Here is a 26,475-nt window from a genome sequence, read left to right on the forward strand (position 1 = left end):
GTCGCCTATTCCTCCACCGCTGGCGCGACGGGCAGGATCGCGGTCTCCTTCGGGCTGGCGAGTGCCAGGATCGTCTCGGTCCGCTCGACGCCCGGCAGGCCGCGCACCTCCTCGGAGACGAAGCTCTCGAGCGCCGCGATGTCCGGCAGGCGCAGCTTCAGCAGGTAGCACCAGGCCCCGGTGACGGTGTGGCATTCCAGCACCGCCTCCTGCCGCTTCACCGATTTCAGGAAGGCCGCGTCGTCCCGCCCCGGGCGCATGGCGACGAAGACGAAGGCGAGAAGCGGGCAGCCGGCCGCGAGCGGGTCCAGCTCGATCCGCCAGCCGCGGATGACCCCGCGCTCCTCCAGCCGCTTGACGCGCTCCGCGGTGGCCGAGACGGAGAGCCCGGCCGCCTTCGACAGTTCGGCAAGCCCTGCGGCACTGTCCTGCTGCAGGGCGAGGATGAGGTTGCGGTCTATCTCGTCCATGATGCGGACAGGATAGCGCCGAAAAACGAACGGAATAAAGCTCCCATCCCAGGAAAACGGCCGGGCGCGGCACCGGCCGGGCCTGTCAACCCGGAAGCAGCGCCCTCGACGGTGCCCGGCGCGGCGTCCGGCCGTCGGGCAGCCGGAAGCTCGGCCGCTGCCGTGCGAAGGGCATTGCCAGGATCCTCGGCAGGGTGACCTCCGCCGGGTCGCGCCAGGCGGGCAGCCCGATGCTGATGCGGTCCTGCGGCACGTCGAGCCGCAGCGTCCCATGCAGCCAGTCCCAGACCGTCAGGCCGCTCGACCAGTTCGAGTTCGTCTCCGCCTCCACGATCGAATGGTGGATGCCATGCATCCGCGGCGTGACGAACCAGGGCACCAGCCGCCGTTCCAGCGGCAGCGGCAGCCTTAGGTTCGAATGGTGGAACAGGATCGAGGCGAACAGGAAATCCTGCCAGACGGACAGCGCCCGCGGCCCCACCCCGAGCAGCACCACCTGTGCCGCGCGATAGGGGACGGAGAGCGCCATCTCCCCGAAATGGAAGCGCAGCGCCGTGGTCGCGGAGAGATCGAGGTCCACATGGTGGACCGCGTGCAGGCGCCACAGGAGCGGCACGCGATGCGTCAGCACGTGCCAGAGGTAGAGCGTGTAGTCCATCAGCACGATGGCGAGCGGCACCTCGAGCCAGCGCGGGGGTGCCAGCCATTGCAGCAGGCCGAAGCGGCGTCGCTCCACCTCGCGCGAGAGCGGCTCGACCACCGGCTTCTCCAGCACGCGCAGTGTGGCCGCACTCAGCGCGGCCACGCCGAGGTTGCGCAGGTCGCGCCGGGCCTTCGGCTCCGCCATCGGCCGGCGGAGCGGACGCCGCGTTTCCGCCACCACCAGCGTGACGAAGGCACCGACCACCACGGCCGCACTGAACCAGCCTGGAAGCCGACGCGTGCGGGAACGCCGATCGCCGGGCGGTGCGCCGCCCGCGTGCCGCGGGCGTGATCGCGCAGGCCCCGCCAGGCCGGCGCGCACCCCTCAGGCCAACCGCCGACGATTGCAGGTGTCGAACCCGAGGGCGGCGTTCAGGGGGCAATAGCGGGTGGCGGCGGTCGTGAGCCCGATGCCCGCGAGCACCAGCAGCGCCGCGCGCAGCGTCCGATCCATGGGCGCCGTCAGGCCGGCAGCGAGGAAGCCGAACCCAAGGACCGTGCGGAGAACGCGATCAGTGCCGCCGACATTGCAGTTCATGGCCCTGTCCTTGCTGCGGAGCGCCCCTTGTTGCGGAGCGCCGCTGCGCAGCGTCCGGCCGGCAGGAGCCGTGCCCCGACGCCACGCATGGCAGAACCGACGGCGCTCCGCCGGGTTCCACGAACCGGGTGCGACACGGTGGGGCCAGGCGGCACACGCGGACGGCCGGCGCGGGGACAATCCGCGCCGGCCCAGGTCAGTTCCGGGAGATCAGATGTAGTGCTCGGCCAGCGGCTTGAAGCCGTTGAAGGCCTGGCTGGCATAGGTGGTCACATAGGCCCCCGTCGCCAGCAGCTGCACCCGGTCGCCATCGGCGAGCGCGAGCGGCAGGCGGTAGTTGGACTTCTCGTACAGCGTGTCCACGCTGTCGCAGGTCGGGCCGGCGATGGTCACCGGGCCTTCCGCGCCGCCGTCATGCGGCGTGCGGAAGGCATAGCGGATCGCCTCCCCCTCGGTCTCGGCCAGACCGCCGAAGCGGCCGATGTCGAGATAGACCCAGCGCACCGGATCGTCCTCGCCCTTGCGGGAGACGAGCACGACCTCGCTCTCCACCACGCCGGCATCGCCGACGATGAAGCGGCCGGGCTCGATCACCATCTCGGGCAGGGCGTTGCCGAAATGCTCGGCCATCGCGCCCATGATGGCGGCGCCGAAATCGTCGATGCCCGGGACCTCCTGGCGGTAGCGCACGGGATAGCCGCCGCCGAGGTTCACCATGCGCACCTTCACGCCGGCCGCCTGCAGATCCGTGAACAGCATGGCGACCTTTGCGATCGCCGCCTCATAGGCGCTGGTCGCGGTCTGCTGCGAGCCGACATGGAACGACAGGCCATAGGCGTCGAGGCCGAGCTCCTCGGCCAGCACCATCAGCCGCTTCGCCATCGCGACCTCGCAGCCGAACTTCTTCGAAAGTGGCCACTCGGCGCCGTCATTGCCGACGAAGATGCGGCAATAGACCCGCGATCCCGGTGCGGCACGGGCGATCTTGCGCAGCTCCGGCTCGCTGTCGAAGGCGAACATGGTGACGCCGTGGTCGAAGGCGGCCTTGATCGCGCGCTCCTTCTTCACGGTATTGCCGTAGGAGATCAGCGCCGGGTCGGCGCCGGCCGCCAGGCACGCCTCGACTTCCTCGTACGACGCGGCGTCGAAGGAGGAGCCGAGCCCGACAAGCCGCTCCAGGATCGGCGCGGCCGGGTTGGCCTTCACGGCGTAGTAGATGCGCGCGTGCGGCATCGCGGCGAGCAGCCGGCGATAATTGTGCTCGACGGTATCCACATCCAGCACCAGGCATGGCGTTGCAGGCTCATGCGCGCGCAGGAAGGCAGCGATCTTCGGGTTCATCGCGCCCCACTCCCCTTCGATAGTCGGAGACCGCCCGAGTCAGGCGACGGCCCCACAGTTGACGAAACGGTCCAACGAACCAGCGAAAGTGGCCCTCGGGGTTGCCCCGTCGGGTGCCGGAACGCTTGACGTCGTTGCGTAAACCTTGCGCCGCGGTGACCCGGTATTGGCGCCCCGTCCGGGGCATCTGGGTTCCGTGGGCCTGGGGCCAGAGGCACGTGCGTACTGCGTCTGCGGGCGCATCTAGCCACCGCGGCCGGGGGGGGCAAGGGGAAATCACCCCCGGCACCCAGTTTTTTTCTTGCCGTTTGTAGAAGCTGCCGGAAAAGCCCCCCGGCTCCCCCTGCCCCGGCCGGCACCTCCTCCGGCGCTTTGCGCCCCCGGCAGGCGAATCCGCCGGAGCGGACCGGCGAATCCCTTACCGGATCAGGCCCGAGACCGGCGAGGACGGATCCGCCGCCGTGCTGCGCGGCATCCGCCCGGCCAGGAAGGCCGCCCGCCCGGCGATCACCGCATGCTTCATCGCCACCGCCATCCGCACCGGGTCGCGCGCATGGGCGATGGCGGAGTTCAGCAATACCGCATCGCAGCCCAGCTCCATCGCCAGTGCCGCATCGGAGGCGGTGCCGATCCCGGCATCCACCAGCACCGGAACCTTCGACTGCTCGATGATGGCGCGGATCATGAAGGGATTGGCCACGCCGAGCCCGCTGCCGATCGGCGCGCCGAGCGGCATGATGGCGACGCAGCCCATCTCCTCCAGCCGCTTCGCCGCCACCGGGTCATCGGCGCAGTAGACCATCACCTCGAAGCCGTCCTTGATCAGCGCCTCGGCGGCTTCCAGCGTCGCCCGCATGTCCGGGTAGAGGAAGGGCGGCGGGCCCAGCACCTCCAGCTTGACGAGGTTCCACCCGCCGGCCTCCCGCGCCAGGCGCAGCGTGCGCACCGCATCCTGCGCGGTGTGGCAGCCGGCGGTGTTGGGCAGGTAGGTGTAGCGGTCCGGCGGCACGTGATCCTGCAGCATCGGCGCCGACGGATCCGAAAGGTTCACCCGCCGCACCGCGACGGTGACGATCTCCGCCCCGGACGCCTCGATCGCGCGGCCGGTCTCCTCCAGGTCCTTGTAGCGGCCGGTACCGACGATCAGGCGCGAGTGGAAGCGCCTGCCGGCAACCGTCCAGCTGTCTTCGGCGAGCGGCAGGCCGTCGTCGGGCATGGTCAGCCCCCTCCGATGAAATGGACGACTTCCAGCCGGTCACCATCCGAAAGGCGGGTCGCGCCCCAGGCGGAGCGCGGCACGATCTCGAGATTCCGCTCCACCGCCACCTTCGGCGCGGCAAGGCCGAGCAGGCCCAGCAGATCGGCAACGCTGGCGCCACCCGGCACCTCGCGCGGCTCGCCGTTCACCTCGATGCGGATGGTGGCGCTTGCGGTCACGTCCATGCGCCGGAAGATGGCGAGCGGGCGCCCTGCGGGCAAGACGGCGGCGCGCCGGCCCGGGCTGTGCGACCGCCTCGGCTTGCCCCGGCTCGCGCGAGCGTGCTAGGCGGCCCGCCGTGCCCTCTTTCGGGTGATATCCCCTTGACTCCGCCGCTGATCGCCGTCCTGAACGGCCCGAACCTGAACCTGCTCGGGACCCGCCAGCCCGAAGTCTATGGCAGCGCGACGCTCGACGACGTGGAGGCGCTCTGCGCCGAAGCCGCCGAGGAGCTGGGGCTCGCCATCGATTTCCGCCAGACCAACGGCGAGGGCGAGCTGATCACCTGGGTGCAGGAATGCCGCGGCCGCGCGGCGGCGATCATCATCAACCCGGCCGGCTACAGCCACACTTCCGTCGCGCTGATGGACGCGCTGAAGGCGGTGGACCTGCCGGTCGTCGAGGTGCACATCTCGAACATCCACCGCCGGGAGGAATTCCGGCATCTGAGCTACGTATCGAAGGCCGCGACCGGCGTGATCGCGGGCCTCGGCATCCAGGGCTATGCGCTGGCGCTGCGCGCGGTCGCGGAGTTGCTGGACCAGGAAGGAGAGCCCTGATGGCGGGCGTGACGTTCGACCCCGCGGCAATCCGCGAACTGGCAAAGATCCTGCGCGAGACCGATCTCACCGAGATCGAGCTGGTCGAATCCGATTCGCGCATCCGCGTGGCGCGGCAGATCACCGTGCAGGCTCTGGCGCAGGTCGCCGCCGCCCCCGCGGCCGCCCCCGCCGCATCGGCCGCCATCGCCGTCGCCGCGCCGGAGGCCGAAGGCCCGCACCCCGGCACCATCACCTCGCCGATGGTCGGCGTCGCCTACCTGGCGCCGGAGCCCGGTGCCGCGCCCTTCATCACCACCGGCTCCCGCGTCGCGCAGGGCCAGACGCTGCTGCTGATCGAGGCGATGAAGACGTTCAACCAGATCCGCGCGCCGAAGGCCGGCACCGTCACGCGCATCCTGATCGAGAGCGGCGCGCCGGTGGAATACGGCGAGCCGCTGCTGGTGATCGAGTGATGCTTCCTCAGCAAGACCGGGGCACGCCGTCCGAGGACCGCAGCGCCGCCAGGTGCGAAGGTCTGAACCGGCCGGCGGCGCCGCGCAGCGGCGCGCACTGACATGAACATCCGCAAGGTGCTGATCGCCAACCGCGGCGAGATCGCGCTGCGCGTGCATCGCGCCTGCCAGGAGATGGGCATCCAGACCGTCGCGGTGCACTCGACCGCCGACAACACGGCGATGCATGTGCGCCTGGCCGACGAGAGCGTCTGCATCGGGCCGCCGCCGGCGCGCGAGAGCTACCTGAACATGGCGGCGATCCTCTCGGCCGCGGCGATCACCGGCGCGGATGCGATCCATCCCGGCTACGGTTTCCTCTCGGAGAACGCCTCCTTCGCGGAGATGGTGGAAGCGCATGGGCTGGCCTTCATCGGCCCCTCGCCCGAGCATATCCGCATGATGGGCGACAAGATCGCCGCCAAGGACGCGATGCGCCGCCTCGGCGTGCCGCTGGTTCCCGGCTCGCCCGGAGCGCTGGAGACGCTGGACGAAGCCCGCGCCGTTGCCGACGAGATCATGTATCCCGTGCTGATCAAGGCCGCCGCCGGCGGCGGCGGGCGCGGGATGAAGGTGGCGCGCGCGCCGGAGGAGCTGGAGGAGGCCTGGCGCGTCGCCCGCACCGAGGCCAAGGCCGCCTTCGGCGACGACGCCGTCTACATGGAGAAATACCTCGATCGCCCGCGCCACATCGAGATGCAGGTGCTGGCCGATACCCACGGCAACGTCGTGCACTTCGGTGAGCGCGACTGCTCGCTGCAGCGCCGCCACCAGAAGCTGGTGGAGGAAGCCGGCAGCCCGGTGCTCTCGGCCGCCGACCGCGATGCGCTCGGCGCGCAGGTGACCAAGGCACTGCGGGAGCTCGGCTACCGCAATGCAGGCACGCTGGAGTTCCTCTGGCAGGATGGCCAGTTCGCCTTCATCGAGATGAACACCCGCCTGCAGGTGGAGCACCCCGTCACCGAGATGCTCTGCGGCGTGGACCTGGTAAAGGAGCAGGTGCGCATCGCCTCCGGCGAACCGCTCGGCTACCGGCAGGAGGAGATCCGCTTCTCCGGCCATGCGATCGAGTGCCGCATCACCGCCGAGGACCCCGAGAGCTTCACCCCGAGCCCGGGCCGGGTGGACATGTACCACGCCCCGGGCGGCCTCGGCGTGCGTGTCGATTCGGCGCTGTATTCCGGCTACGTCGTGCCGCCGCACTACGACAGCCTGGTGGCGAAGCTGGTGGTGCACGGCGCGACACGCGCCGAGGCGATTGCAAGGTTGCGCCGGGCGCTCGCGGAGATGGTGGTCAGCGGCATCCGCACAACCTTGCCGCTGCACCAGCGCATCGTCGCCGACCCCGAGTTCCAGGCCGGCGACTACACCATCCACTGGCTGGAGCGCTTCGTCTCCCGCGGGACGTAGCGCCGCCGCGCTCGCACCGGTCCGGCGGAACGACCCGGTCGCCAACATGGCATTGCGCGAAAGGAACGCGCATACTCGCCGCGTGAGCCGACGCCAGTTCGAGATCACGCCCGAGCTTCTGCTCCGCGCCTACCGCGCGGGGCTGTTTCCGATGGCGGAAAGCCGGCGGGGCGACCGGTTGTACTGGCTCGACCCGGAGATGCGCGGCGTCATCCCGCTGGATGGCTTCCACCTGCCGCGCCGCCTGCTGCGAACCACCCTCTCCGGCCCGTATACCGTCACCTCCAACCGCGACTTCCCGGGCGTGATCGCCGGCTGCGCGGAGCCCGCCGAAGGGCGCGAGGAGACCTGGATCAACCCCGAGATCGAGCGCCTCTTCGCCGCGCTGCACCGGATCGGCCACGCGCATTCCGTGGAGGTCTGGCTCGGCCCGCCGGAAGACGGGCAGCTGGCCGGCGGCCTCTATGGCGTCTCGCTCGGCGGCGCCTTCTTCGGCGAGAGCATGTTCAGCCGCGCCCGCGACGCCTCCAAGGTGGCGTTGGTGCATCTCGTCGCGCGGCTGCGCCTGGCCGGCTTCCGCCTGCTCGATGCGCAGTTCCAGACCGCCCACCTGGCGCAGTTCGGCTGCCGCGAGGTGCCGCGCGCGCAATACAAGCGCCTGCTGTCGGAGGCGATCGAGGAAGCCATCCCCTGGCCCGACAACCCCGATCCGGCGAAGCTCGAGGCGGAGATCCGCGCGCTGCGGCACGACGCGCCGGCCTGACCACCCTTAGCCCGCGATCGCCCTGGGTGTGCACGCCGCAGGCGGGCACGCCAGGGCGTGAATCGCTGGCTCGAAAGGGCTGGACCCGAGCTGCCCGAACACAGTCCGGGCAACTCGGGTCTAGTGGTCCAGCGCCAGCGTCAGCTCGCTGGTGCCGTCGCGGTGGCGCAGCCGCAGCCGGTCCGACAGGCGGCGCACCATGTAGCCGGCCAGCCGCGCCGGCGCCTCCGGCTCGTCCAGCAGTTCGTCGGCACTCGGCGGCCGATCGGCCAGGATGATCGGCGCGCCGGGCCAGGCGATGCGCATGTCGATCCGCGTCTCGTCGAAGCCGAGTTCCAGCGTCAGCGCCCCCCGCGCGCAACCCGAAACGGCGATGGCATCGAGGCAGGACGCGGCCAGGTGCGCGGCGCGCGAGACCACCTCCCGCCGCGCGCCCCAGGATGCGCCGGCACCGGTGATGAAGGCGTCCACCTCCGCGCCCGGCAGGCCCTCCGCCGGGATCGTCAGTGTCACCCGCCGCCGCACGCCCATCCGGAAGGCGGCATTGAGCAGCAGCGCGACCAGCGTGCCGAGCGCGGTCGAGGCGACCAGCGGTCGCAGCCCCGCCGGCACCCAGAAGGCGAGCTGCGGCACCGCCTCCGCCGTCAGTGCCGCCGCCACCCCAAGCCCGACCGACAGGCTCCGCCGCGCATCGAGCAGCCGCGTGGCGGCCAGCTGCATGCCGTTCGCCAGCATGAGCCCACCGGCATAGATCAGCATCGCGGCGATCACCGGCGCCGGGATGTGATGCAGCAGCGCCGCGGCACGCGGGAAGCAGGCCATCAGCAGGCAGAGCGCGCCGGTGGCGAAGGCCACCGAACGGCTGGTGACGCCGGAGGCCATCTGGATCGCCACATTGCTCGGGCTGACGTTCACCCCCGGCGCGCCGAGCAGGCCCGCGACCGCGGTGGCCAGCCCGTCGCCGGTCACGCCGCCGGCGATGCTGCGCGGCTCCGGCCGCACCCAGTCGGCGTCGTTGAGCTTCTGCAGCGCGGTGATCATCCCGACAGTCTTGAGCGCGCTGGCGACCGACGCGATGACAAAGGCCGGCACCAGGGCGAGGTCGAAGGCCAGGCTTCGCCCGCTCAGATCCGGCAGCCCGAGCAACGGCAGGCTCCCCAGTTCGGCCAGGTCTGGCGGTTGCAGCAGCCCGAGCGAGGCGGCCAGCAGGCTGCCGCAGCCCATGGCGATCAGCACGCCGCCCAGGCGCAGCGGCCCTTGCCCCCAGATGCCGAGGCCGATCGCCACCGCCAGCGTGGTCAGCGCGACAAGCAGCGCGGCGGGCGCCGGTGGCGCGCCAATCCCGCCCGCCAGCAGCAGCCTGGCGCCCGTCAGGCTGACGCCGATGGCGATGATGAACACCACCGCGCCCGCGACCTCGGGCGGCATCAGCGTGCGGATCCGGTGCAGGGCGCGCGCCAGCAACACCGTCAGCAGCCCGGCGAACAGCGTCATCCCGGCCACCAGCGGCAGCCCGCCCGCCTGCGCCGCCAGGATGGAGGGCACCAGATGCGCGCTGGACGGCGTGACCGGCGCCAGGAAGCCGCTGCCGAGCCCCCATCGGCGCGTCGCCTGGAGGATCGTGCCGATACCGCAGGCGGCAAAGGTCATGCTGAACAGCGCGGCCGCCTGCGACGGGGTGGCGGCCATCTCGCGTGCCAGGACAAAGGCCGGCAGCAGCCAAACCAGCACGATGGTCGCCTGCTGCACCGCGATGGAAAGGACGACGCCGGCTGGCGGCCGGTCGTCCAGGCCATAGAGGAGGTCGCCAGGCTTCCGCATGCCGCGCGTCGTTCCGCCAGATGCTGCCGCCTGGCGACGGCGGGGGGCCGACGAACCGCAGGCATGTCACAGAAGCGCAGTGATTGCCGGTCTTTCAGCGGCCGGCAAGCCGCTCCCGCCGGCAGTGCGCGGCCGTTGTTTGCCTCTTTTCTGCGCATAGTCGTCTTTCTTGCATGCTCGGGACGATATGTTATCATTTCGTTAGCGAGAGAAGCAGGACGCCATGGCGAACATCGCGGGCACCGTCGGCAATGACACCATCAATACCGTAACGAACAGCGACGGTGGCCCTGTCGCAACCGCCGGTGCCGACACCATCATCGGCGACCCGGATTTCAACAGCCCCGGCAACGACTCGCTTGATGGCGGCGACGGCAACGACACGATCGATGGCCGGGGCGGCGCCGATACGCTGCGCGGCGGCATCGGCAATGACCAGGTCTATGGCTGGGACGGCGACGACCTCATCATCGGCGGCCCTGGCGCCGACAGCCTCTACGGCGAGGGTGGGAACGACACCTTCGATCTCAACGCGGTCTCGAACATCGCCAATCTGGTCATCCAGGGGGGCAGCGGCAACGACTCGGCCGACCTCATCCAGGGCGTGCTGCAGCTCGGCAGTGCGCTGCCTTTCGTGGGTATCGAGGTGCTCGACACCTTCCTCACCCAGTTCGTGGGCACCGGCGGCGATGACTTCTATGACTTCCGCCCGTTCGTCCGCTTCTCCCCCTTCTTCAACCTGCCCGCCGAGATCCGCCTGCTGAGCGCCGGTGCCGGTGCCGACACCGTCTATGCCGGCGACACCGACCTCTCGATCCTGCAGTTCCAGAACCCTCCGGACCAGTTCTACAACAAGATCCTGGGTGAAGCCGGCAACGACCTGCTGATCGGCGGCGCCAGCTTCGACCACATGGATGGCGGCCTCGACAACGACACGCTGGACGGCGGCGGCGCGGCGGATAGCCTGTACGGCGGCAGCGGCTCCGACAGCCTGTCCGGCGGAGAGGGCGCGGACACGCTGGACGGCGGCGGCGGCGGCTCCGACACGCAGCTCGGCGGCAATGGCGACGACTACATCTTCGCCGTCCTCGGCGGCGACAGCGTGGATGGCGGCGCCGGCAACGACACGCTCGATACCACCTCCTACACCGGCGACTACGCCGTCAACCTGGCGACAGGGCTGTCCAACTTCGGCGGCGAGACCTTCCTGGGCATGGAGGCGATCGTCTCCGGCACCGGTAACGACACGCTCACCGGCACCACGGCCGCGAACCGGATGGACGGCAACCTCGGCAACGACACGATTGCCGGCGCGGCCGGCACCGACACGCTGATCGGCAATGGCGGCAACGACACGCTCGATGGCGGCACCGAGGACGACCGGCTGGCGGGCGGCATCGGCCTCGACCGCCTGCTCGGCGGCGACGGCGCCGATTCCCTCGACGGCGGCGACGACGCCGACACGCTGGAGGGCCAGGCGGGCGCCGACACGCTGCTCGGCAACCAGGGCGCGGACAGCCTGCTCGGCGGCGCCGACGGGGATCGCCTCGATGGCGGCACCGAGGCCGACTTACTCGATGGCGGCACCGAGGCCGATACGCTGCTCGGCGGCCAGGGCGCCGACCGCCTGATCGGCGGCGACGGCAACGACACGCTCGACGGCGGCACCGAGGCCGACACGCTCGAAGGCGGCAACGGCAATGACAGCCTGCTCGGCGGCGGCTTCGCCGACAGCCTGATGGGCGGCGAGGGCGCCGACACGATCAACCCCGGCGGCGGCGGCTACACCGCGATGGGCGAGGGCGGCGATGACTTCATCTTCGCGGTGAACGGCTCCGATAACGCCGATGGCGGCACCGGCAACGACACGCTCGACACCACCTCCTACACCGGCGCCTACCTAGTGAACCTGGTCACCGGTACGAGCAATTTCGGCGGCGAGAGCTTCACCAACTTCGAAGCGCTGTTCTCCGGCATCGGCAACGACACGCTGCTCGGCAGCGCCGCCGCCAACCTGATCCGCGGCAATGCCGGCGCCGACACCCTGCGCGGCGAGGCGGGCGCCGACACGCTGCTCGGCGAGGCGGGGGACGATACGCTCTACGGCGGCTCGGAGAATGACAGCCTCGACGGCGGCACCGAGAACGACGTCCTGTCTGGAGGCGACGGCGCCGACATCCTGCGCGGCGGCGACGGCATGGACGTGCTCAACCCGGGCAACGCCAGCGGCGCGGAGACGATGCTCGGCGGCGCGGGCAATGACGGCTTCGACCTGAACGCCGTCACCGACCTCGCTGGCATGACCATCGACGGTGGCACGGATTACGATAGCATCGACTTCCTCGAAGGCTTCGTCCAGCTCGGCACCACGCTGCCCTTCGTGAATGTCGAGACGCTCGACACCTTCCTCACCACCTTCCTCGGCACTGGCGGCGCCGACAACTACGATTTCACCGGCATCACCTTCTTCCTGCCCGGCTTCGCCGCGCCGGGATTCCTGCAACTGCAGGCCGGCGGCGGCAATGACACGGTGACCGCCAGCGGCGAGACGATCGGCGGCAATACCCACTCCGTGCTGGGCGAGGGCGGCGACGACCTGCTGATCGGCGGTGCGCAGAACGACCAGTTCGAAGGCGGCGACGGCAATGACAGCCTGGCCGGCCATCATGGCAGCGACGTGCTGTTCGGCGGCCTGCATGCCGACACGCTGGATGGCGGCGCGGGCAACGACACGCTCGATGGCGGCGACGGCGCCGACAGCCTGCACGGCGGCGACTTGTCCGACAGCCTGTCCGGCGGCGAGGGCGCGGATACGCTCAACGGCGGCGGCGGCTCCGACACGGCCCTCGGGGATGGCGGCGACGATTACATCTACGCCGTCCTGGGCACGCCCGAGACCATCGTCGGCGGTGCCGGCGCGGACACGCTGGACACCACCAGCTTCGGCGGCGACTACGTCGTGGACCTCGCCACCGGCGCCACCAACTTCTTCGGCGAGAGCTTCACCGAGATGGAGGCGATCATCTCGGGCGTCGGCAACGACACGCTCACCGGCAATGCCGCCGGCAACCACATGCTGGGCGGGCTCGGCAACGACAGCCTCCGCGGCGCGGGCGGCATCGACACGCTGGTCGGCGGCGACGGCAACGACCTGCTCTATGGCGAAGGCGACTTCGACAGCGTTCTCGGCGGCGAGGGCGCCGACACGATCTTCGGCGACAATTTCGACGACGGCGACAACGCCGGCGAGTTCAACTTCGACATCCTCTTCGGTCAGGGCGGCGACGACAGCATCGAAGGCGCCCAGGACATCGACCAGATCGATGGCGGCGGCGGCAACGACACCATCAATGGCGGCAGCGGCAACGATTCCATCAACGGCATCGACGGCGACGACCTGCTGCGCGGCTTCAGCGACTTCACCCTTCCCGGCGCGGTAGACGGCAACGACTCGATCAACGGCGGCGCCGGCAACGACAACCTGCTCGGCGAGGCCGGCGACGACACGCTGGACGGCGCCAGCGACGCCGATACGCTGAACGGCGGCACCGGCAACGACCTCTACTTCGTCGGCGGCGGCGACGCAGTGAGCGAAGCCGGCGGCAGCGGCGCCGACACCATCGTCGCCGAGGTGAACTGGACACTCGGCTCCGGCTTCGAAGATCTGCTGCTGACCGGCAGCGCCGTCACCGGCGCCGGCAACGGGGCCGACAACCACATCACCGGCAATGCGCTGGACAACACGCTGGTCGGCGCGAACGGCGCCGATACGCTGTTCGGCGATCTTGGCGACGATAGCCTGAACGGCGGCGCCGGCGGCGACAGCATGGCCGGCGGCGGCGGCAACGACACCTACCTCGTGGACCACCTCGGCGACGTGGTGACCGAGAGCAGCTCCGGCGGCGATGATGGCGGCACAGATGCGGTGCGCAGCTTCGTCACCTTCACCCTCGGCGATTTCGTCGAGCAGCTGACGCTGGTCGGCGCAGCGGCAACCGATGGCACCGGCAACGCGCACGGCAACGTCATCGCCGGCAACGCCGCGCCGAATCTGCTCCTCGGCCTGGACGGCGACGATACGCTGGATGGCGGCGACGGTGCCGACACGCTGCGGGGCGGCCTCGGCAACGACGCGCTGGTGGTGGACAACCTGGCCGACGTGGTGACCGAACTCGCCGGCGGCGGCACGGATGTGGTGCGCTCCTTCATCAGCTACACGCTCGGCGCCAATCTCGAGAACCTGACGCTGTTCGGCACCGTCGCAGTCGGTGCCAACGGCAATGGCCTGGCCAATGTGATCTTCGGCAACGGCCTGTCCAACACCATGCTGGGCGCCAATGGCAACGACACGCTGGTCGGCCAGGGCGGCGCCGACCAGATGAACGGCGGCAACGGCGCGGACAGCCTGGCCGGCGGGACCGGCGCCGACCGCTACATCGTCAACGATCCCGGAGATGCCATCCTGGAACTCGCCGGCGAGGGCGATGACAGCGTCGCCGCCGCGCTCGACTGGACGCTCGGCGACAACATCGAGCGGCTCAGCTTCACCGGCAGCGGCGACTTCATCGGCATCGGCAACGCGCTGAACAACCGGATTAGCGGCAATGGCGGCGACAACTGGCTGCAGGGCGAAGGCGGCAACGACCAGCTGCTGGGACAGGGCGGCGCCGATACGCTGTTCGGCGGCGGCGGGCGCGATCTGCTGACCGGCGGCGCCGAGGCCGACCTGTTCCTGTTCGCTGCAGCCGGCGACGGGGTTGACCGCATCTTCGATTTCGCACCCGGCCTGGACATCATCGGCTTGTCGCAGGCAGGTTTCGGTGGGCTGGCGCTCGGCGCGCTCGATCCCGCGAATTTCGTGGCGCATGCCTCCAGCGCGGCGACCTCAGTCTTCGGCACGCCGCAGATCATCTACAACACCGCTATCGGCGCCCTGTTCTACGACGCCGACGGGGCCGGTGGCGCCGGCGCGCTCCGACTGGTGAACCTTGATGGCGCACCGGCGCTGACCGCGAACGACATCATGATCGTCTGAACCGGGCAGGGTCAGCGGCCCCTGCCCGTCTTCTCCTGCAGGGCGTCGATGCGCTTCGACGCCTCGGCCTTGGTGAGGTCCGGGTCGAAGGGCTCGCCGGCCTCCTCGCTCAAGGTCTTGAGGTAGGAGGCCTGCGCGCCGGTCATCCGTTCCTCGCCGGTGGTCCAGTCCTCGGGGTCCTTGACGGTGTTGGAGCCCGGATCGGGATCGGCCTTCGGGTTCTCCGCGTGCTGCTGTTTCGCCTTCGCCATCTGTCCTCATCCTGGAGCGTGCCGGCCCGCGCCAACGTCTGGCGGGGCTTGTGGCGACAACGCTGGCGCCGCGCCGATGTTCCCTTTATGTTTGCCTCGTCATCGAGGCACGCTTGGCCTGTCGGGAGCAGCCCGTGCGTGAAGTGCCAAGGTGCCAAAGTGGGGATCAACCCTTCCGGCCGGTGCGGGCCTCCAGTTCGCGGATACGGCGCGCGGCGAGCGCCTTGGTAAGGTCCGGGTCGAAGGGCTCGCCGGCCTCGTGGCTGAGGGTCTTCAGGTAGTTCGCCTGGTCGGCGGTCATCGCCTCCTGCGCCGTGTGCAGGTCGGGCGGGTCCTTGATGGTGGCGCCGTCCCGCGCCGGGTTGATCAAGCGGTTGCGCCGCGCGGCTTCGCTGTTCTTCGCCATGCCGGGTCCTCCTCGCGGGCCAGAACCCCGGCGCGCGGCGAAGGGTTTCCGGCTCGTCAGTCCAGCGTGGCGTGATAGCGGTGCAGGCGGCTGTCGAGCAGCGTGAGGCGGCGCTCCACGGGGCGGTCGGCAAGGTCGTAGGCAACCCGGGAGATCTCGAGCAGCGGTGCGCCAGGCCAGACCCGCAGCTTCGCCGCCTGCGTCTCGCTCGCGCCGATGGCAGCGAGCCATTCCTCGGCGCGACCGATCGTGACGCCATAGTCGCGCTGGTAGAGCACGTAGAGCTCGTCTTCCATCTCCCGCAGCAGCGGCAGGGCAAAGCCGGGAAAGCGCATGGCGGGCAGCAGGATGCGTTCCAGGATCACCGGCTCGCCGGCCAGCGCGCGGATGCGCTCGACGCGGTGCACCGCGTCGCCCTGGTCGAGGGCCAGCGCGGCGGCCTCCTCGGGTGTGGCGGGGCCGGTGCGGCAGTCCAGCACGAAGCTGGTCGGCGTGTGCTTCCGGCCCTCGACGTCGAAGACGCGGAAGAAGTGGAACAGCGCGCGCTCGGACGTATGGGCCGCGACATAGGTGCCGCGGCCCTGGTGGCGCTCGATCAGGCGGCGGCGCTCCAGTGCTGCGAGTGCCTTGCGCAGCGTGCCCGGCGAAACGCCGAGCTCCACCGCCAGCTCCGCCTCGGCCGGGATCAGCGCGCCGGGGGGCCAGGTGCCCTCCGCGATGCGGCGCGTCAGGATTTCCTCGGTCTGGGCGTAGAGCGGGCGGCGGGCCGGGTTCATGTCACCGCTTCAGGGCAGGCGCCGGCTGGCCCTCGATGATGACGTTGACCACGGCCGGCCTGTTGCTCGCGAAGGCGCGCGCCAGGGCGGGGGCCAGGTCGGCCGCGCGCTCGACGAATTCGCCATGACCGCCGAGCGCGGTGGCGATCAGGTCATAGCGCGTGCCGGGGGCCAGCTCGCAGCCATGCGCCCGGTTCGCGCCGTAGTCGCGGATCTGGATCTGGTGCTCGGCATTCCAGCGGCTGTCGTTGCCGACGACGCAGACGAAGGGCGTGCCGTGCCGCGCGGCGGTGTCGAGCTCCGCCATGTGGAAGCCGAAGGACCCGTCGCCCATCAGCGCGAGCGTCGGCTTCGGCATCGCGGCACGCGCGCCGATGGCGAAGGGCGTGCCCGCGCCGATCGCGCCGGCGACACCGTTGGTGATGCGTCGCGGCGCCTTCACGATCGCCTGCGCCCATTGCCCGACCTCGCCGCCATCGCAGACGAAGGTGGCGTCGCCGTGCGCCTCCAGCGCGGCACTGACGGCATGTGCGAGCGTCGCGGGATGGATCGGGCCGTCCGGCGCGCCGGCGAAGGCGGCCCAGGCGGCGGGGCGCCAGGCGATCGTCTCGCGCACGCGCGCCGCCCAGGAATCCTGCGCAGCACCGCGGCTGGCAACCGCCGTAAGCGCGGTGACGGACGCCATCGGATCGGCCACGGCGCCGAACAGGAAGCGCTCGCCGAGGAGTCGTTGTGCACGCGCGATCAGCGCGCCTTCCGGCTCCAGCGCGATGAAGCGCGCCTGCGGTGCAGGCCGGCCGAAGCGGGAGGTGAAGTCCAGCGCCTTTCCGAGCAGCACGACGAGGTCCGCCTCGGCGAGCAGTTCGGCGAGCGCGCCGAGCGTCGGGTCGGCGAGGCCGCGCGGCGAGTTCATCGCCACGGGCTGGATGCCGCAGGCGGCTTCCAGCGCGTCCATCGCCGCGGTGCCGGCCGGCGTGATCAGCGAGGGCGGCGCAAGCAGCAGCGGCCGCGCGGCCTGCGCGATGGCCTCGGCGACTAGGCGCGCGGTCTGCGCCGGCAGCTGCATCGGCACGGGGGCGAAGGCTGCGGGGGCCGGCAGCGCGACCTCGGCAATCTCGGCCTCGATCACGTCGGTCGGCAGGCTGAGGTGCACCGGGCCGGGGCGGCCGGAGAGCGCTACGGAGACAGCGCGCGCCACGTCGGCAGCCAAGCCCGCGGCGCTCTGTGCCGTCCCGGAAGCCTTGGTGACGGGCGCGGCCATCGCCGCCTGGGGCAGTTCCTGGAAGGCGCCGTTGCCGAGCTCGGCGAGCGGCGCATGGCCCGAGAGCAGCAGCACCGGCACCTCGCCGGCCAGCGCGGTGGGCAGCGCGGCGCAGGCGTTCGCGTGCCCCTGCCCGCCCGTAACCATCGCCACGCCCAATTGGCCCGAGAGCCGCGCATAGGCGTCCGCCATGTGCACCGCCGCCGCCTCGTGCCGCGTGTGCACCAGTTCGATGCCCGAGCCGATCAGGGCGTCGAACACCTCCATGATGTGATTGCCGGAGAGGGTGAAGATCCGGCTCACCCCCGCCGCCTTGAGGCCACGCACCAACAGGTCGGCGCCGCGCTGTTTCATTTTTTGCACATCCTCGGGTCTTGTGTCTTATACAAGACCATGCAACCTCTTGATCGCGCAAGAGGAGGCTGGCCGGTTGGAAAGTGGCACGCTGAAAGTCTCGGTCTGGCGGGGCGATGCCGAAGGCGGCGCGCTGCAGCGCTACGAGGTGCCGGCCCGCGAGAACCAGACCGTGCTGGACGTGGTGACGCATATCCAGCGAGAACTCGACCCGACGCTCGCCTATCGCTTCGCCTGCCGCGTCGGCATGTGCGGATCCTGCGCGATGGTGGTGAACGGCCGCGCGCGCTGGACCTGCCGGACGCATGTGAAGAAGGTCGCGCAGGACGGCGCGCTGGAATTGCGGCCGCTGGCGAACCTGCCGGTGATCCGCGACCTCGCCACCGACATGGCGCCCTTCTTCGACAAATGGGCGCGCGCCAAGGGGACCTTCCAGCCGAAGGATGCGCCGGATGGCGCGGTGCCGGCCGAGTTCCACGTCGTGCCGCCGGACTCGAGGCAACGCCAGGCGGCGGATGCCGGGATCGAGTGCATCGGCTGCGGCGTCTGCTACGCAAGCTGCGACATCGTCGCGTGGAACGGCGATTACCTCGGTCCCGCGGCGTTGAATCGCGCCTGGACGCTGGTGAACGACGTGCGCGACGGCGCGCGCAAGGAAAGGCTGGCGGCGGTGGCCGGCGATGCCGGCTGCCATGCCTGCCACTCCACGCAATCCTGCACCGAGCGCTGCCCGAACGGCATCGACCCCTCCGGCGCGATTGCCGGGCTGAAGCGCACGCTGTTCTGGAACGTGTTCGGGCTGGATCGGTGATGGGCGGGACGCATCTATGGGTGGCGCAGCGCGTCACCGCGATGATCCTCGCCGTCGCGGTGGTAGTGCATCTCGTGACGATCCTCGTTGCGGTGCGCGGCGGGCTGTCGGCCGCCGAGATCATCGGGCGCACCCGCGGCAACGAAGCCTGGCTGGTCTTCTACGGCGTCTTCGCGCTGGCCGCCGGGCTGCACGGCGCCATCGGGCTGCGCGGCATCGCGGCGGAATGGCTCGGCTGGCGCGGGCGCGGCTTCGACCTGGCGTGGCTGGGGATCGGGCTGGTCACGGCGATCTTCGGCATCCGCGCCGCCGTCGGGCTCTACGCCGCATGAGGCCGGATCCGCGCCCGCGGTCGCACCCGACCTACATCGCCTTCCTCGTGCATCGCCTCTCAGGCCTGCTGCTGGCGCTGTTCCTGCCGCTGCACTTCTGGGCGCTGTCGAACGCGATCGCCGGCGAGGCCACGCTCGAAGGCTTCCTCCGCTGGACCGACAACGGGCTGGTCAAGGCATCCGAGACGGCGCTGGTGATCCTGCTCGCCGCGCATCTCGCCGGCGGGCTGCGCGTGCTGGCGCTGGAGTTCCTCGGCTGGCGGTCGTCGCAGAAGACCATGGTGGCGGCCTCGGCCGGCGTGTCGTTCGCGGCCGGCCTGCTGTTCCTGCTGAACCTCTGATGCCGGCCGATGTGCTGATTCTCTCGCTCGGCTGCTTCGTCGCGGCGGTCTGCGCCGGCATGGCAGGCTTCGCCTTCGTGCTGGTGGCGGCGGGCATCCTGCTGCACTTCATCCCGCCGACCACCACCGCCCCGGTGCTGGTGCTGGGCAGCCTTCTCGTGCAGTCGCTGGCCATGCCCACCGTCTGGCGCGACATCACCTGGCCGCGGATGCGGCTCTATGTGTCGGCGGCGACGCTCGGCGTGCCAGTCGGGCTGCTGGTGCTGGCGTTCGGCCCGGCGCGCGCCATCGTCATGGGCGTTGGCGTGCTGCTCGTTGTCTATTCGGGCTATGCGCTGTCGCGGATGGCGCTGCGCCACGCCCCCGGGCGCTTCACGCCGAGCCGGCCGGCCGACGCCGCGGTGGGCTTCGCCAGCGGTGTGCTGGGAGGCATCGGCGGTTATGTCGGCGCGCTGCCGGCAATGTGGGCCGACATCCAGGGCATGGACAAGCGCGACGCGCGCGCGCTGATGCAGCCCTTCATCGTCTTCATGCAGGCCATCACTACCCCGGGCCTGGCGCTCGCCGGGTTCTTCACCGAGGAGGCGCTGTTGATGACCGCCTCCGCCGTGCCCGCCATGCTGGCCGGCACCTGGCTCGGCGTGCGCGCCTACAAGGTGATTCCCGCCCAGGGTTTCCGGGTGGTATTGCTGGGGCTGCTGCTGGTCTCGGGCGTGTCGCTGGTGATCTGAGGAGCATATCCATGACCCTGATGACGAAGGCCGGAACCGAGCCGCTGCGGGTCTCCCCCGACGCGATCGAGGAAGCGGCGAAGCTGCTCTACATCCGCGCGTTGAAGATCCTGCCAGACGACATCAAGCAGGGCTTCACGCGCCTGGATGCCGGCGAGACCGACGGCACCGCGAAGGCAATCCTGGCGACGATGATCGAGAACATCGGCGTGGCCGAACGCACCGACAACCTGCTCTGCCAGGACACCGGCATCCCGATCTTCAACGTCGAGATCGGCCGCAACGTCGAACTCGACGGCTGGGCGTTGAAGCAGGCGATCCGGCGGGGGACCGAACGCGCGACGCGCGAGCACCCGCTGCGCAGCTCCGTCGTGCACCCGGTAACCCGGAAGAACGATCATACGTCGTGCGGCGCCCATGTGCCGGTGATCAACCTCGACTTCGTCGAGGCGGAGCGCGTGGTGAAGCTGGAGATGATCCCGAAGGGCTCGGGCAGTGAGAATGGCAGCTTCCTGCAGATGCTGATCCCGGCCGATGGCGTGGCCGGCGTGAAGCGCTTCGTGGTGGATGCGGCGATGAAGGCCGGCGGCAAGGTCTGCCCGCCGGTCATCATGGGCGTCGGCGTTGGCGGCACATCCGATCTCTGCATGCACCTGGCGAAGGTGGCGGCGACGCGGCCGCTGGGCTCGCGCTGCGCCGACGAGGAGGGTGCGAAGCTGGAGGCGGCGCTGTCGGAGGCGGTGAACAGCCTCGGCATCGGACCGCAGGGGCTGGGCGGGGATTCCACCGCCTTCGCCGTGCATGTCGAGGTCGCGGCGACGCACATCACGATGAATCCGGTCGCGGTGAACATCCAGTGCCACAGTGCAAGGCGCGCTTCCGCCACCTTCACGCCGGACGGCGTGGCGATCGGGTTCTAGGGCATGCCTGCGCAGGGGATCGGGTCGGTCTGGCGGGTCTTTTCCGCCCCGGCTGCGTCAGCCGGCTTGCCGATGCAACCAGCATCGGCGGCGCCGCCTTCCTTGCCAGAACGAAAAATCCCTCGCCAGCCCTCAACCTCCCCCTGCGCAGGCAAGCCCCGCCAATGACCCACCACACGCTGCACATGCCCTGCACCGAAGCCGAGATCCGCAAGCTGCGCGCCGGCGACCACGTCACGCTGCAGGACACGCTGTTCGGCATCCGCGATGCGACGCAGATCCACATGTTCGACCATGGCCGCCGCACCCGCTTCGACCTGAACGGCCATGCCGTGATCCACACCGCGCCCAACGTGCGCAAGGTGGACAAGCGCGGCACCAATGACAGCGGCTACGAGGCGATCTGCGTCGGCACCACCACCTCCGACCGCATGGAGCGCTTCACCCGTCCGTTGATGGAACGCGAGGGCGTGCGCATCATCATCGGCAAGGGCGGCCTGCGCGAGGAGAGCCTGAAGGCGTTCCAGGAGCTGGGCGGCGTCTATCTCGCCATCATCGGCGGCACCGCGGCGCTGGAGACCACCTGGATCGAGGCGATCGAGGATGTGGACCTCGACGACCTGAACCCGGAGAGCCTGTGGAAGTTCAGGATCCGCGATTTCGGCCCGCTGCTGGTGGCGATGGATGCGCATGGCGGCAGCCTCTACGCCGAGGTGCAGCAGAAGGTGCAGGACCGCCGCGCCGCGGCGCTGGCGAAGCTGGGAGTGACATGATGGGTATCGTCGCAGTCATCGCCATCGCCGTGCTGGCCGGCGTGCTGGTGCTCAACTCGCAGGAGGCGCGGCCGCAGCCCGTGCCGACGCAGCAGGAAACCACCACGCAGCAGCCGGATTGCGGCTGCGGCGTGCCGAGCAGCCCGCGCGGGCCGCGCTGATGCAACTGGAGCGGCGCAGCACCGACATCCTCGTCCTCGGCTCCGGCGGCGCCGGGCTGCTCGGCGCGCTGCATGCGAAGGCCGCCGCGCCCGACCTCCGCGTCACCATCGCGGTGAAGGGACTGCTCGGCAAGTCGGGCTGCACGCGCATGGTGCAGGGCGGCTACAACGTGGCGCTCGCCGCCGGCGACAGCGCCGAACGCCATTTCATGGACACGCTCGATGGCGGCAAGTGGCTCAACGACCAGGACCTGGCCTGGACGCTCGTCACCGTCGCGCAGCGCCGCATCCGCGAGCTCGAGAACCGCTGGGGCTGCTTCTTCGACCGCAACCCGGACGGCACCATCCACCAGAAGGCCTTCGCCGGGCAGACCTTCGACCGCACCGTCCACAAGGGCGACCTGACCGGCATCGAGATCATCAACCGCCTCGCCGAGCAGAGCTGGGCGCGCGGCATCGAGCGGATGGAGGAACACCGCGCGGTCGCGCTGCTGTCCTCGCGCGATGGATCGCGGTTGGCCGGCGTGCTGCTGGTGGATGTGCGCAGCGGCGCGCTGGTGCTGGTGCAGGCGAAGGCCGTGCTGCTCGGCACCGGCGGCGGGCCGACGATGTACACCTACCACACGCCCTCCGGCGACAAATCCTGCGACGGCATGGCGATGGCGCTGCGCGCGGGGCTGGCGCTGCGCGACATGGAGATGGTGCAGTTCCATCCGACCGGCGTGCTCGCCGGCCCCGGCACGCGCATGACCGGCACCATCATCGAGGAAGGGCTCCGCGGCGCCGGAGGCTACCTTCTTGACGGTGCGGGCCAGCGCTTCATGCACGACTACGACACGCGCGGCGAACGCGCGACGCGCGACATCGTCAGCCGCGCCATGTACCGCGAGATGCTGGCCGGTCGCGTGAACCAGCACGGCGGCCTCTACATCGAGATGGGGCATCTCGGGCCCGAGAATGTGCGCCGGCAGTTCAAGGGCATGGTCGAGCGCTGCGCCGATATGGGCTTCGACCTGGCCGGCGGTCGCGTCCCTGTCGTTCCGACCGCGCACTACATGATGGGCGGCGTGGTGTTCCGCGCCGATGGCAGCACGGCGCTGCCCGGCCTCTTCGCCGCCGGCGAGGACACCGGCGGGGTGCACGGCGCGAACCGGCTCGGCGGCAATGGCGTGGCGAATTCCACGGTGTTCGGCGGCATCGCCGGCGACAGCATGGCCGCCTGGGTGCCGCGCGAAGGCGCGATCGAGGAGCCGGACCAGGCGGCGCTGGACGCCGCGCTGGCGCTGGTCCACGCGCCCTTTGCGAAGCCTGCCACCTCGCTCTCCCCGATCCGCGATGCGCTGCACGCGCTGATGTGGGAAAAGGCCGGCATCCTGCGCGATGCCGCCGGGCTGGAGGATGCGGCACGCGGGCTGGACCAGCTGGAAGCCGAGCTCGATGGCGTGGGCGTGGACGGCGGGTCACGGGCGTTCAACCTGGCTTGGCACGATTGGCTGAACCTGCGCTCCCTCCTGCTGGTCAGCCGCGCCATCGTCGCCGCCGCCGCGGCGCGGGAGGAAAGCCGGGGCGCGCATTGGCGCGAGGATTTCCCGCAGACCGATGCGGAGGCTGCCGGACTTTCCGCCACCGTCACGACCCTCGACGCCGAGGGGCGGATCGCGCTGGGCTGGCAGCCGGTCGCCTACACCCGCATCCGGCCCGGGGAGAGCCTGTTGCGGCCTGCGGCGGCGGAATAGTCCCGGGCGCGCGGCAACCCTCTCCCGCACCGCCCCGTTCCCGCAAGGCGCCGCGATGCGCGCGGCGGCAGCACCGGAGACGCGGGACGATGGACGAGATCACCAAGCTGATGATCGAGCAGCTGCGCGATGCCTACAGCGCCGAGAAGCAGGCGCTGCGCGGCATGCAGAAGATGATGAAGGCCGCAACGAACGAGAAGCTCCGCCAGGGCTTCCAGATGCACATCGAGCAGACCGAGGCGCAGATCGAGCGGGTCGAGCAGGCGCTGGAACAGCTCGGCGGCAAGCCCGGCCGCAAGGTCTGCGAGGCGATGCGCGGCCTGATCGAGGAGGCCAACCACGAGATGAGCGACCACGACAAGGGCACGATGATGGACGTGGTGCTGATCGCCGCCGCGCAGCGCGTCGAGCACTACGAGATCGCCGCCTACGGCACGATGGCGACGCTCGCCAAGTCCGCCGGCATGCAGGAACTCGGCGAACTCCTCGGCCAGACGCTCGACGAGGAGAAGCGGATGGATGCCGAGCTGACGAAGCTCGCCGAATCCGAGGTGAACATGGCCTGGATCGAGGAGGCGCGCAGCGAGGCGGAGGAGATGGAAGGCGCCAACGAGAACCGCCGCGGTGGCGGCCGACGCAAGGCTTCCTGACCACCGCTTGACTTTCGCGGGAGCCACCTTCTAGCCTTCCTGGCAGGGGCTCCCGCGATCGCCCCGTGAGGCTTCGGCCCAAGCATCGCGTCCAACCGCCCTCATGGATGGACGCTCATGCCTTCCTCCATCACGCCCCAACAGCTTGCCCGCCGGCTCGGGTTGCCCGACACGCCGGTCCTCGTCGACCTCCGCACCGCGGAGGATGCGGCCGCCGATCAACGCCTGCTGCCTGCCTCGCTCCGGCGCGACCATCGCGACGTCGCGAGCTGGGCACCCGGCTTCGCGGGGCGCAGCGTGGTCGCGATCTGCCAGAAGGGCCTGAAGCTCAGCGAAGGCGTGGCCGCCTGGCTGCGCCACGAAGGCGCGCAGGCGGAGGTGCTGGAAGGCGGCTTGCTCGCCTGGGCCGAGGCCGGACTTCCGCTGATCGCCACTCGCCACATCCCGGCGCGCGACGCCGCCGGCCGCACGTTGTGGGTGACGCGGGCGCGGCCGAAGGTGGACAGGATCGCCTGCCCCTGGCTGATCCGCCGCTTCGTGGACCGCGACGCGGTGTTCCTCTTCGTCGCCGCCTCGGAGGTGCAGGCGGTGGCGGAGCGTTTCGGGGCCACCCCCTTCGACATGGACGGCACCTTCTGGAGCCATCGCGGCGAGACCTGCACCTTCGACACCATGCTCGCCGAGTTCGGGCTTTCGTCCCCGGCACTGGCGCGGCTGGCGATGATCGTGCGCGGGGCCGACACGGCGCGGCTCGATCTCGCGCCGCAATGCGCCGGGCTTCTGGCGGCCTCCCTCGGCCTGTCGCGGCTGCACCGGGATGACCTGGCGCAGCTGGAGGCCGGGATGGCACTCTACGACGCTTTCCACCTCTGGTGCCGCGACGCTATCGAGGAGACGCACAACTGGCCGGGCCCGGGCGCGCGATGATGGACGGCTCACGAGAGGCCCCTGCCTTCCCGACCTTCCGCGAGGCGCTGCGCGTCTGGCTGCGGATCGGCCTGCTCTCCTTCGGCGGGCCCGCCGCGCAGATCGCGCTGATGCACCGCGAGGTGGTGGAGGAACGCCACTGGATCAGCGATGCGCGTTTCCTGCACGCGCTCAACTTCTGCATGCTGCTGCCGGGACCGGAAGCGACGCAGCTCGCCACCTATCTCGGCTGGCTGCTGCACGGCGTGAAGGGCGGCGTGGCGGCGGGCGTGCTATTCCTGCTGCCCGGCGTCGCGGTGATGATGGCTCTGGCCCTGGTCTATGCGACGCTCGGCGAGGTGCCGCTGGTCGCGGCGCTGTTCTTCGGCCTCAAATGCGCCGTGCTGGTGGTGGTGATCGAGGCATTGCTGCGGGTGGCGAAGCGCGCCCTCAAGGGGGCGGCGCCGTGGCTGCTGGCGGCGGCCGCCTTCCTCGCCCTGTTCGCCTTCGCGGTGCCCTTCCCCGTCGTGGTGCTGGGTGCGGCGCTGATCGGCTATGCGATTCCGCAGACCTTCGCAGCCGGCGGGCATGGTGCGGCACGGCCGGGGCCGCCGGCGCTGCTCGACGCGATGCTGGCCGCGGATCCCGGGCGCGCGGCGCGGATGGCGCCGGTGGCCCGGCGCGCGGGGTTGGCGGCGCTGGTGCTGTGGCTCTGGCCGGTGGCGCTGCTGATGGGCGGCGGTGTGTTCGGCGACATCGCCTGGTTCTTCTCCAAGATGGCGGTGGTGACCTTCGGCGGCGCCTATGCCGTGCTCGCCTATGTCGCACAGGAGGCGGTGGAGGGGTATGGCTGGCTGACTGCCTCCGAGATGCTGGCCGGGCTCGGCCTGGCGGAGACCACGCCGGGGCCGCTGATCCTGGTGCTGCAATTCGTGGGCTTCCTGGCGGGGTACCGGGATGGCGGCGTGGCCGGGGGCATCGCGGGCGGGCTGCTGACGGTGTGGGTCACCTTTGCGCCCTGCTTCGCCTGGATCTTCCTCGGCGCCCCCTTCGTGGAGCGGCTGCATGACCAGCCGCGGCTGAAGGGCGCGCTGGCCGGCGTGACGGCGGCGGTGGTCGGCGTGGTCGCCAACCTGGCCGTCTGGTTCGGGCTTCGCGTGGCCTTCGCGCGGGTGGAGACGGTCGGCTTCGGGCCGCTCTCGCTGGGCCTGCCCGACCCGGCCTCGCTGGTGCCGGAGGCGGTGGCGCTGACCTTGCTCGCGGCGCTCTGCCTGTTCGGGCTGAAGCTCGGGCTGCTGCGCACCCTGGCGGTGACCGCCGCGGCGGGCTTCGCGCTCCGGATGCTGCTGGGGGTGTAGCGCGCTTGCGCCGGCGGCGGGCCCGGACTATACGCCGCCCTGCCCGCGCCGTGGCCTCTGGACATGCCCGGCCGGCCCAGCCCCCCCGCCGCATGGT

Annotated in this window: 27 protein-coding genes; 16 read left to right on the plus strand and 11 right to left on the minus strand. The window is 70.6% G+C overall.

Annotated features, from left to right (window positions below; translation table 11 throughout):
- Positions 1–5 precede the first annotated feature (5 nt).
- The 6 genes from ACESM1_RS10720 to thiS all read right to left on the minus strand — a co-directional run bounded on the left by ACESM1_RS10720 (position 6) and on the right by thiS (position 4,494).
- Complete coding sequence (locus ACESM1_RS10720) at positions 6–470, minus strand: Lrp/AsnC family transcriptional regulator (RefSeq protein ID WP_372619927.1); 465 nt, start codon at positions 468–470, stop codon at positions 6–8.
- Between the two features lie 85 nt (positions 471–555).
- Positions 556–1,380, minus strand: a complete 825-nt coding sequence (locus ACESM1_RS10725; RefSeq protein ID WP_372619929.1) for a sterol desaturase family protein — start codon at positions 1,378–1,380, stop codon at positions 556–558.
- Between the two features lie 117 nt (positions 1,381–1,497).
- Positions 1,498–1,710, minus strand: a complete 213-nt coding sequence (locus ACESM1_RS10730) for a DUF2892 domain-containing protein (protein WP_372619931.1) — start codon at positions 1,708–1,710, stop codon at positions 1,498–1,500.
- Between the two features lie 210 nt (positions 1,711–1,920).
- Entirely contained in the window at positions 1,921–3,051 is a 1,131-nt protein-coding gene (locus ACESM1_RS10735; RefSeq protein WP_372619933.1) for a type III PLP-dependent enzyme, read from the minus strand.
- A gap of 418 nt (positions 3,052–3,469) precedes the next feature.
- Positions 3,470–4,267, minus strand: coding sequence for a thiazole synthase (locus ACESM1_RS10740; RefSeq protein ID WP_411278365.1), 798 nt, complete (start codon positions 4,265–4,267; stop codon positions 3,470–3,472).
- Positions 4,268–4,269: 2 nt separating this feature from the next.
- A complete protein-coding gene (gene thiS / locus ACESM1_RS30390; RefSeq protein WP_411278366.1) occupies positions 4,270–4,494 on the minus strand; it encodes a sulfur carrier protein ThiS in 225 nt (74 codons plus the stop codon).
- Between the two features lie 138 nt (positions 4,495–4,632).
- On the opposite strand from thiS, the gene aroQ reads away from it, so the two are divergent.
- From aroQ to aat, 4 genes are all read left to right on the plus strand, one after another.
- A complete protein-coding gene (gene aroQ, locus ACESM1_RS10745) occupies positions 4,633–5,088 on the plus strand; it encodes a type II 3-dehydroquinate dehydratase (protein WP_372619935.1) in 456 nt (151 codons plus the stop codon).
- Positions 5,088–5,543 (plus strand): acetyl-CoA carboxylase biotin carboxyl carrier protein, encoded by a 456-nt coding sequence (accB, locus tag ACESM1_RS10750; RefSeq protein ID WP_372619937.1) that lies wholly within the window; start codon positions 5,088–5,090, stop codon positions 5,541–5,543. Before aroQ ends, accB begins: the two co-directional genes overlap by 1 nt.
- A gap of 102 nt (positions 5,544–5,645) precedes the next feature.
- The gene (gene accC / locus ACESM1_RS10755) at positions 5,646–6,992 is read left to right on the plus strand and encodes an acetyl-CoA carboxylase biotin carboxylase subunit (RefSeq protein ID WP_372619938.1); all 1,347 of its coding nucleotides are present in this window, start codon (positions 5,646–5,648) and stop codon (positions 6,990–6,992) included.
- 46 nt (positions 6,993–7,038) lie between these two features.
- Entirely contained in the window at positions 7,039–7,755 is a 717-nt protein-coding gene (gene aat, locus ACESM1_RS10760) for a leucyl/phenylalanyl-tRNA--protein transferase (protein WP_372619939.1), read from the plus strand.
- Positions 7,756–7,875: 120 nt separating this feature from the next.
- Here the strand turns inward: aat and ACESM1_RS10765 are convergent, their stop codons facing one another.
- Complete coding sequence (locus ACESM1_RS10765; protein WP_372619941.1) at positions 7,876–9,576, minus strand: uracil-xanthine permease family protein; 1,701 nt, start codon at positions 9,574–9,576, stop codon at positions 7,876–7,878.
- 223 nt (positions 9,577–9,799) lie between these two features.
- Here ACESM1_RS10765 and ACESM1_RS10770 point away from each other — a divergent pair, with 223 nt between their 5' ends.
- Positions 9,800–14,611 carry a beta strand repeat-containing protein gene (locus ACESM1_RS10770; protein ID WP_372619943.1) on the plus strand — a complete coding sequence of 1,604 codons (4,812 nt, stop codon included), beginning with the start codon at positions 9,800–9,802 and terminating at the stop codon, positions 14,609–14,611.
- A gap of 11 nt (positions 14,612–14,622) precedes the next feature.
- Here ACESM1_RS10770 and ACESM1_RS10775 read toward each other — a convergent pair whose 3' ends face one another.
- The 4 genes from ACESM1_RS10775 to ACESM1_RS10790 form a co-directional block, all read right to left on the minus strand.
- The gene (locus tag ACESM1_RS10775; protein ID WP_372619945.1) at positions 14,623–14,862 is read right to left on the minus strand and encodes a DUF3072 domain-containing protein; all 240 of its coding nucleotides are present in this window, start codon (positions 14,860–14,862) and stop codon (positions 14,623–14,625) included.
- Between the two features lie 166 nt (positions 14,863–15,028).
- Positions 15,029–15,268: a DUF3072 domain-containing protein gene (locus tag ACESM1_RS10780; protein ID WP_372619947.1), complete on the minus strand. Its 240-nt coding sequence runs from the start codon at positions 15,266–15,268 to the stop codon at positions 15,029–15,031.
- 56 nt (positions 15,269–15,324) lie between these two features.
- On the minus strand, positions 15,325–16,044 hold the full coding sequence (locus ACESM1_RS10785) for a GntR family transcriptional regulator (RefSeq protein WP_372619949.1): 720 nt from the start codon (positions 16,042–16,044) through the stop codon (positions 15,325–15,327).
- A gap of 1 nt (position 16,045) precedes the next feature.
- Positions 16,046–17,659: a thiamine pyrophosphate-binding protein gene (locus ACESM1_RS10790; RefSeq protein ID WP_372619951.1), complete on the minus strand. Its 1,614-nt coding sequence runs from the start codon at positions 17,657–17,659 to the stop codon at positions 16,046–16,048.
- A 76-nt stretch (positions 17,660–17,735) separates the two neighbouring features.
- On the opposite strand from ACESM1_RS10790, the gene ACESM1_RS10795 reads away from it, so the two are divergent.
- The 11 genes from ACESM1_RS10795 (at position 17,736) to chrA (ending at position 26,378) form a co-directional block, all read left to right on the plus strand.
- Positions 17,736–18,470, plus strand: coding sequence for a succinate dehydrogenase/fumarate reductase iron-sulfur subunit (locus ACESM1_RS10795; protein ID WP_372619952.1), 735 nt, complete (start codon positions 17,736–17,738; stop codon positions 18,468–18,470).
- Positions 18,470–18,802, plus strand: coding sequence for a succinate dehydrogenase (locus tag ACESM1_RS10800; protein WP_372619953.1), 333 nt, complete (start codon positions 18,470–18,472; stop codon positions 18,800–18,802). The genes ACESM1_RS10795 and ACESM1_RS10800 overlap by 1 nt, the downstream gene beginning before the upstream one ends.
- Positions 18,799–19,143 (plus strand): succinate dehydrogenase, encoded by a 345-nt coding sequence (locus ACESM1_RS10805; RefSeq protein WP_372619955.1) that lies wholly within the window; start codon positions 18,799–18,801, stop codon positions 19,141–19,143. The genes ACESM1_RS10800 and ACESM1_RS10805 overlap by 4 nt, the downstream gene beginning before the upstream one ends.
- Positions 19,143–19,874, plus strand: a complete 732-nt coding sequence (locus tag ACESM1_RS10810) for a sulfite exporter TauE/SafE family protein (protein WP_372619957.1) — start codon at positions 19,143–19,145, stop codon at positions 19,872–19,874. The genes ACESM1_RS10805 and ACESM1_RS10810 overlap by 1 nt, the downstream gene beginning before the upstream one ends.
- Before the next feature lie 11 nt (positions 19,875–19,885).
- Positions 19,886–20,794, plus strand: coding sequence for a fumarate hydratase (locus tag ACESM1_RS10815; protein WP_372619958.1), 909 nt, complete (start codon positions 19,886–19,888; stop codon positions 20,792–20,794).
- A 164-nt stretch (positions 20,795–20,958) separates the two neighbouring features.
- Complete coding sequence (locus ACESM1_RS10820; protein ID WP_372619960.1) at positions 20,959–21,567, plus strand: fumarate hydratase C-terminal domain-containing protein; 609 nt, start codon at positions 20,959–20,961, stop codon at positions 21,565–21,567.
- Positions 21,567–21,728 carry a hypothetical protein gene (locus tag ACESM1_RS10825; RefSeq protein ID WP_372619961.1) on the plus strand — a complete coding sequence of 54 codons (162 nt, stop codon included), beginning with the start codon at positions 21,567–21,569 and terminating at the stop codon, positions 21,726–21,728. Before ACESM1_RS10820 ends, ACESM1_RS10825 begins: the two co-directional genes overlap by 1 nt.
- A complete protein-coding gene (locus ACESM1_RS10830; protein WP_372619963.1) occupies positions 21,728–23,464 on the plus strand; it encodes an L-aspartate oxidase in 1,737 nt (578 codons plus the stop codon). The genes ACESM1_RS10825 and ACESM1_RS10830 overlap by 1 nt, the downstream gene beginning before the upstream one ends.
- Positions 23,465–23,553: 89 nt before the next feature.
- A complete protein-coding gene (locus ACESM1_RS10835) occupies positions 23,554–24,114 on the plus strand; it encodes a ferritin-like domain-containing protein (RefSeq protein WP_372619965.1) in 561 nt (186 codons plus the stop codon).
- Between the two features lie 117 nt (positions 24,115–24,231).
- The gene (locus ACESM1_RS10840; protein WP_372619966.1) at positions 24,232–25,041 is read left to right on the plus strand and encodes a chromate resistance protein ChrB domain-containing protein; all 810 of its coding nucleotides are present in this window, start codon (positions 24,232–24,234) and stop codon (positions 25,039–25,041) included.
- Positions 25,041–26,378, plus strand: coding sequence for a chromate efflux transporter (chrA, locus tag ACESM1_RS10845; protein WP_372619967.1), 1,338 nt, complete (start codon positions 25,041–25,043; stop codon positions 26,376–26,378). The genes ACESM1_RS10840 and chrA overlap by 1 nt, the downstream gene beginning before the upstream one ends.
- The last annotated feature ends 97 nt before the right edge of the window (positions 26,379–26,475 follow it).

Source organism: Falsiroseomonas sp. (assembly GCF_041690465.1).
Taxonomy (GTDB): domain Bacteria; phylum Pseudomonadota; class Alphaproteobacteria; order Acetobacterales; family Acetobacteraceae; genus Falsiroseomonas.

Excerpts from the sequence above, each read along its gene's own strand:
- ACESM1_RS10825 (WP_372619961.1), top strand. The coding sequence starts at position 21,567 with ATGGGTATCGTCGCAGTCATCGCCATCGCCGTGCTGGCCGGCGTGCTG.
- ACESM1_RS10805 (WP_372619955.1), top strand. The coding sequence starts at position 18,799 with ATGAGGCCGGATCCGCGCCCGCGGTCGCACCCGACCTACATCGCCTTC.
- ACESM1_RS10740 (WP_411278365.1), bottom strand. The coding sequence starts at position 4,267 with ATGCCCGACGACGGCCTGCCGCTCGCCGAAGACAGCTGGACGGTTGCC.
- ACESM1_RS10720 (WP_372619927.1), bottom strand. The coding sequence starts at position 470 with ATGGACGAGATAGACCGCAACCTCATCCTCGCCCTGCAGCAGGACAGT.
- ACESM1_RS10830 (WP_372619963.1), top strand. The coding sequence starts at position 21,728 with ATGCAACTGGAGCGGCGCAGCACCGACATCCTCGTCCTCGGCTCCGGC.
- ACESM1_RS10775 (WP_372619945.1), bottom strand. The coding sequence starts at position 14,862 with ATGGCGAAGGCGAAACAGCAGCACGCGGAGAACCCGAAGGCCGATCCC.
- ACESM1_RS10780 (WP_372619947.1), bottom strand. The coding sequence starts at position 15,268 with ATGGCGAAGAACAGCGAAGCCGCGCGGCGCAACCGCTTGATCAACCCG.
- ACESM1_RS10800 (WP_372619953.1), top strand. The coding sequence starts at position 18,470 with ATGGGCGGGACGCATCTATGGGTGGCGCAGCGCGTCACCGCGATGATC.
- ACESM1_RS10835 (WP_372619965.1), top strand. The coding sequence starts at position 23,554 with ATGGACGAGATCACCAAGCTGATGATCGAGCAGCTGCGCGATGCCTAC.
- ACESM1_RS10765 (WP_372619941.1), bottom strand. The coding sequence starts at position 9,576 with ATGCGGAAGCCTGGCGACCTCCTCTATGGCCTGGACGACCGGCCGCCA.
- ACESM1_RS10730 (WP_372619931.1), bottom strand. The coding sequence starts at position 1,710 with ATGAACTGCAATGTCGGCGGCACTGATCGCGTTCTCCGCACGGTCCTT.
- accC (WP_372619938.1), top strand. The coding sequence starts at position 5,646 with ATGAACATCCGCAAGGTGCTGATCGCCAACCGCGGCGAGATCGCGCTG.
- ACESM1_RS10770 (WP_372619943.1), top strand. The coding sequence starts at position 9,800 with ATGGCGAACATCGCGGGCACCGTCGGCAATGACACCATCAATACCGTA.
- ACESM1_RS10785 (WP_372619949.1), bottom strand. The coding sequence starts at position 16,044 with ATGAACCCGGCCCGCCGCCCGCTCTACGCCCAGACCGAGGAAATCCTG.
- accB (WP_372619937.1), top strand. The coding sequence starts at position 5,088 with ATGGCGGGCGTGACGTTCGACCCCGCGGCAATCCGCGAACTGGCAAAG.
- chrA (WP_372619967.1), top strand. The coding sequence starts at position 25,041 with ATGGACGGCTCACGAGAGGCCCCTGCCTTCCCGACCTTCCGCGAGGCG.
- ACESM1_RS10810 (WP_372619957.1), top strand. The coding sequence starts at position 19,143 with ATGCCGGCCGATGTGCTGATTCTCTCGCTCGGCTGCTTCGTCGCGGCG.
- ACESM1_RS10790 (WP_372619951.1), bottom strand. The coding sequence starts at position 17,659 with ATGAAACAGCGCGGCGCCGACCTGTTGGTGCGTGGCCTCAAGGCGGCG.
- ACESM1_RS10815 (WP_372619958.1), top strand. The coding sequence starts at position 19,886 with ATGACCCTGATGACGAAGGCCGGAACCGAGCCGCTGCGGGTCTCCCCC.
- ACESM1_RS10820 (WP_372619960.1), top strand. The coding sequence starts at position 20,959 with ATGACCCACCACACGCTGCACATGCCCTGCACCGAAGCCGAGATCCGC.
- ACESM1_RS10840 (WP_372619966.1), top strand. The coding sequence starts at position 24,232 with ATGCCTTCCTCCATCACGCCCCAACAGCTTGCCCGCCGGCTCGGGTTG.
- thiS (WP_411278366.1), bottom strand. The coding sequence starts at position 4,494 with ATGGACGTGACCGCAAGCGCCACCATCCGCATCGAGGTGAACGGCGAG.
- aat (WP_372619939.1), top strand. The coding sequence starts at position 7,039 with ATGGCATTGCGCGAAAGGAACGCGCATACTCGCCGCGTGAGCCGACGC.
- ACESM1_RS10735 (WP_372619933.1), bottom strand. The coding sequence starts at position 3,051 with ATGAACCCGAAGATCGCTGCCTTCCTGCGCGCGCATGAGCCTGCAACG.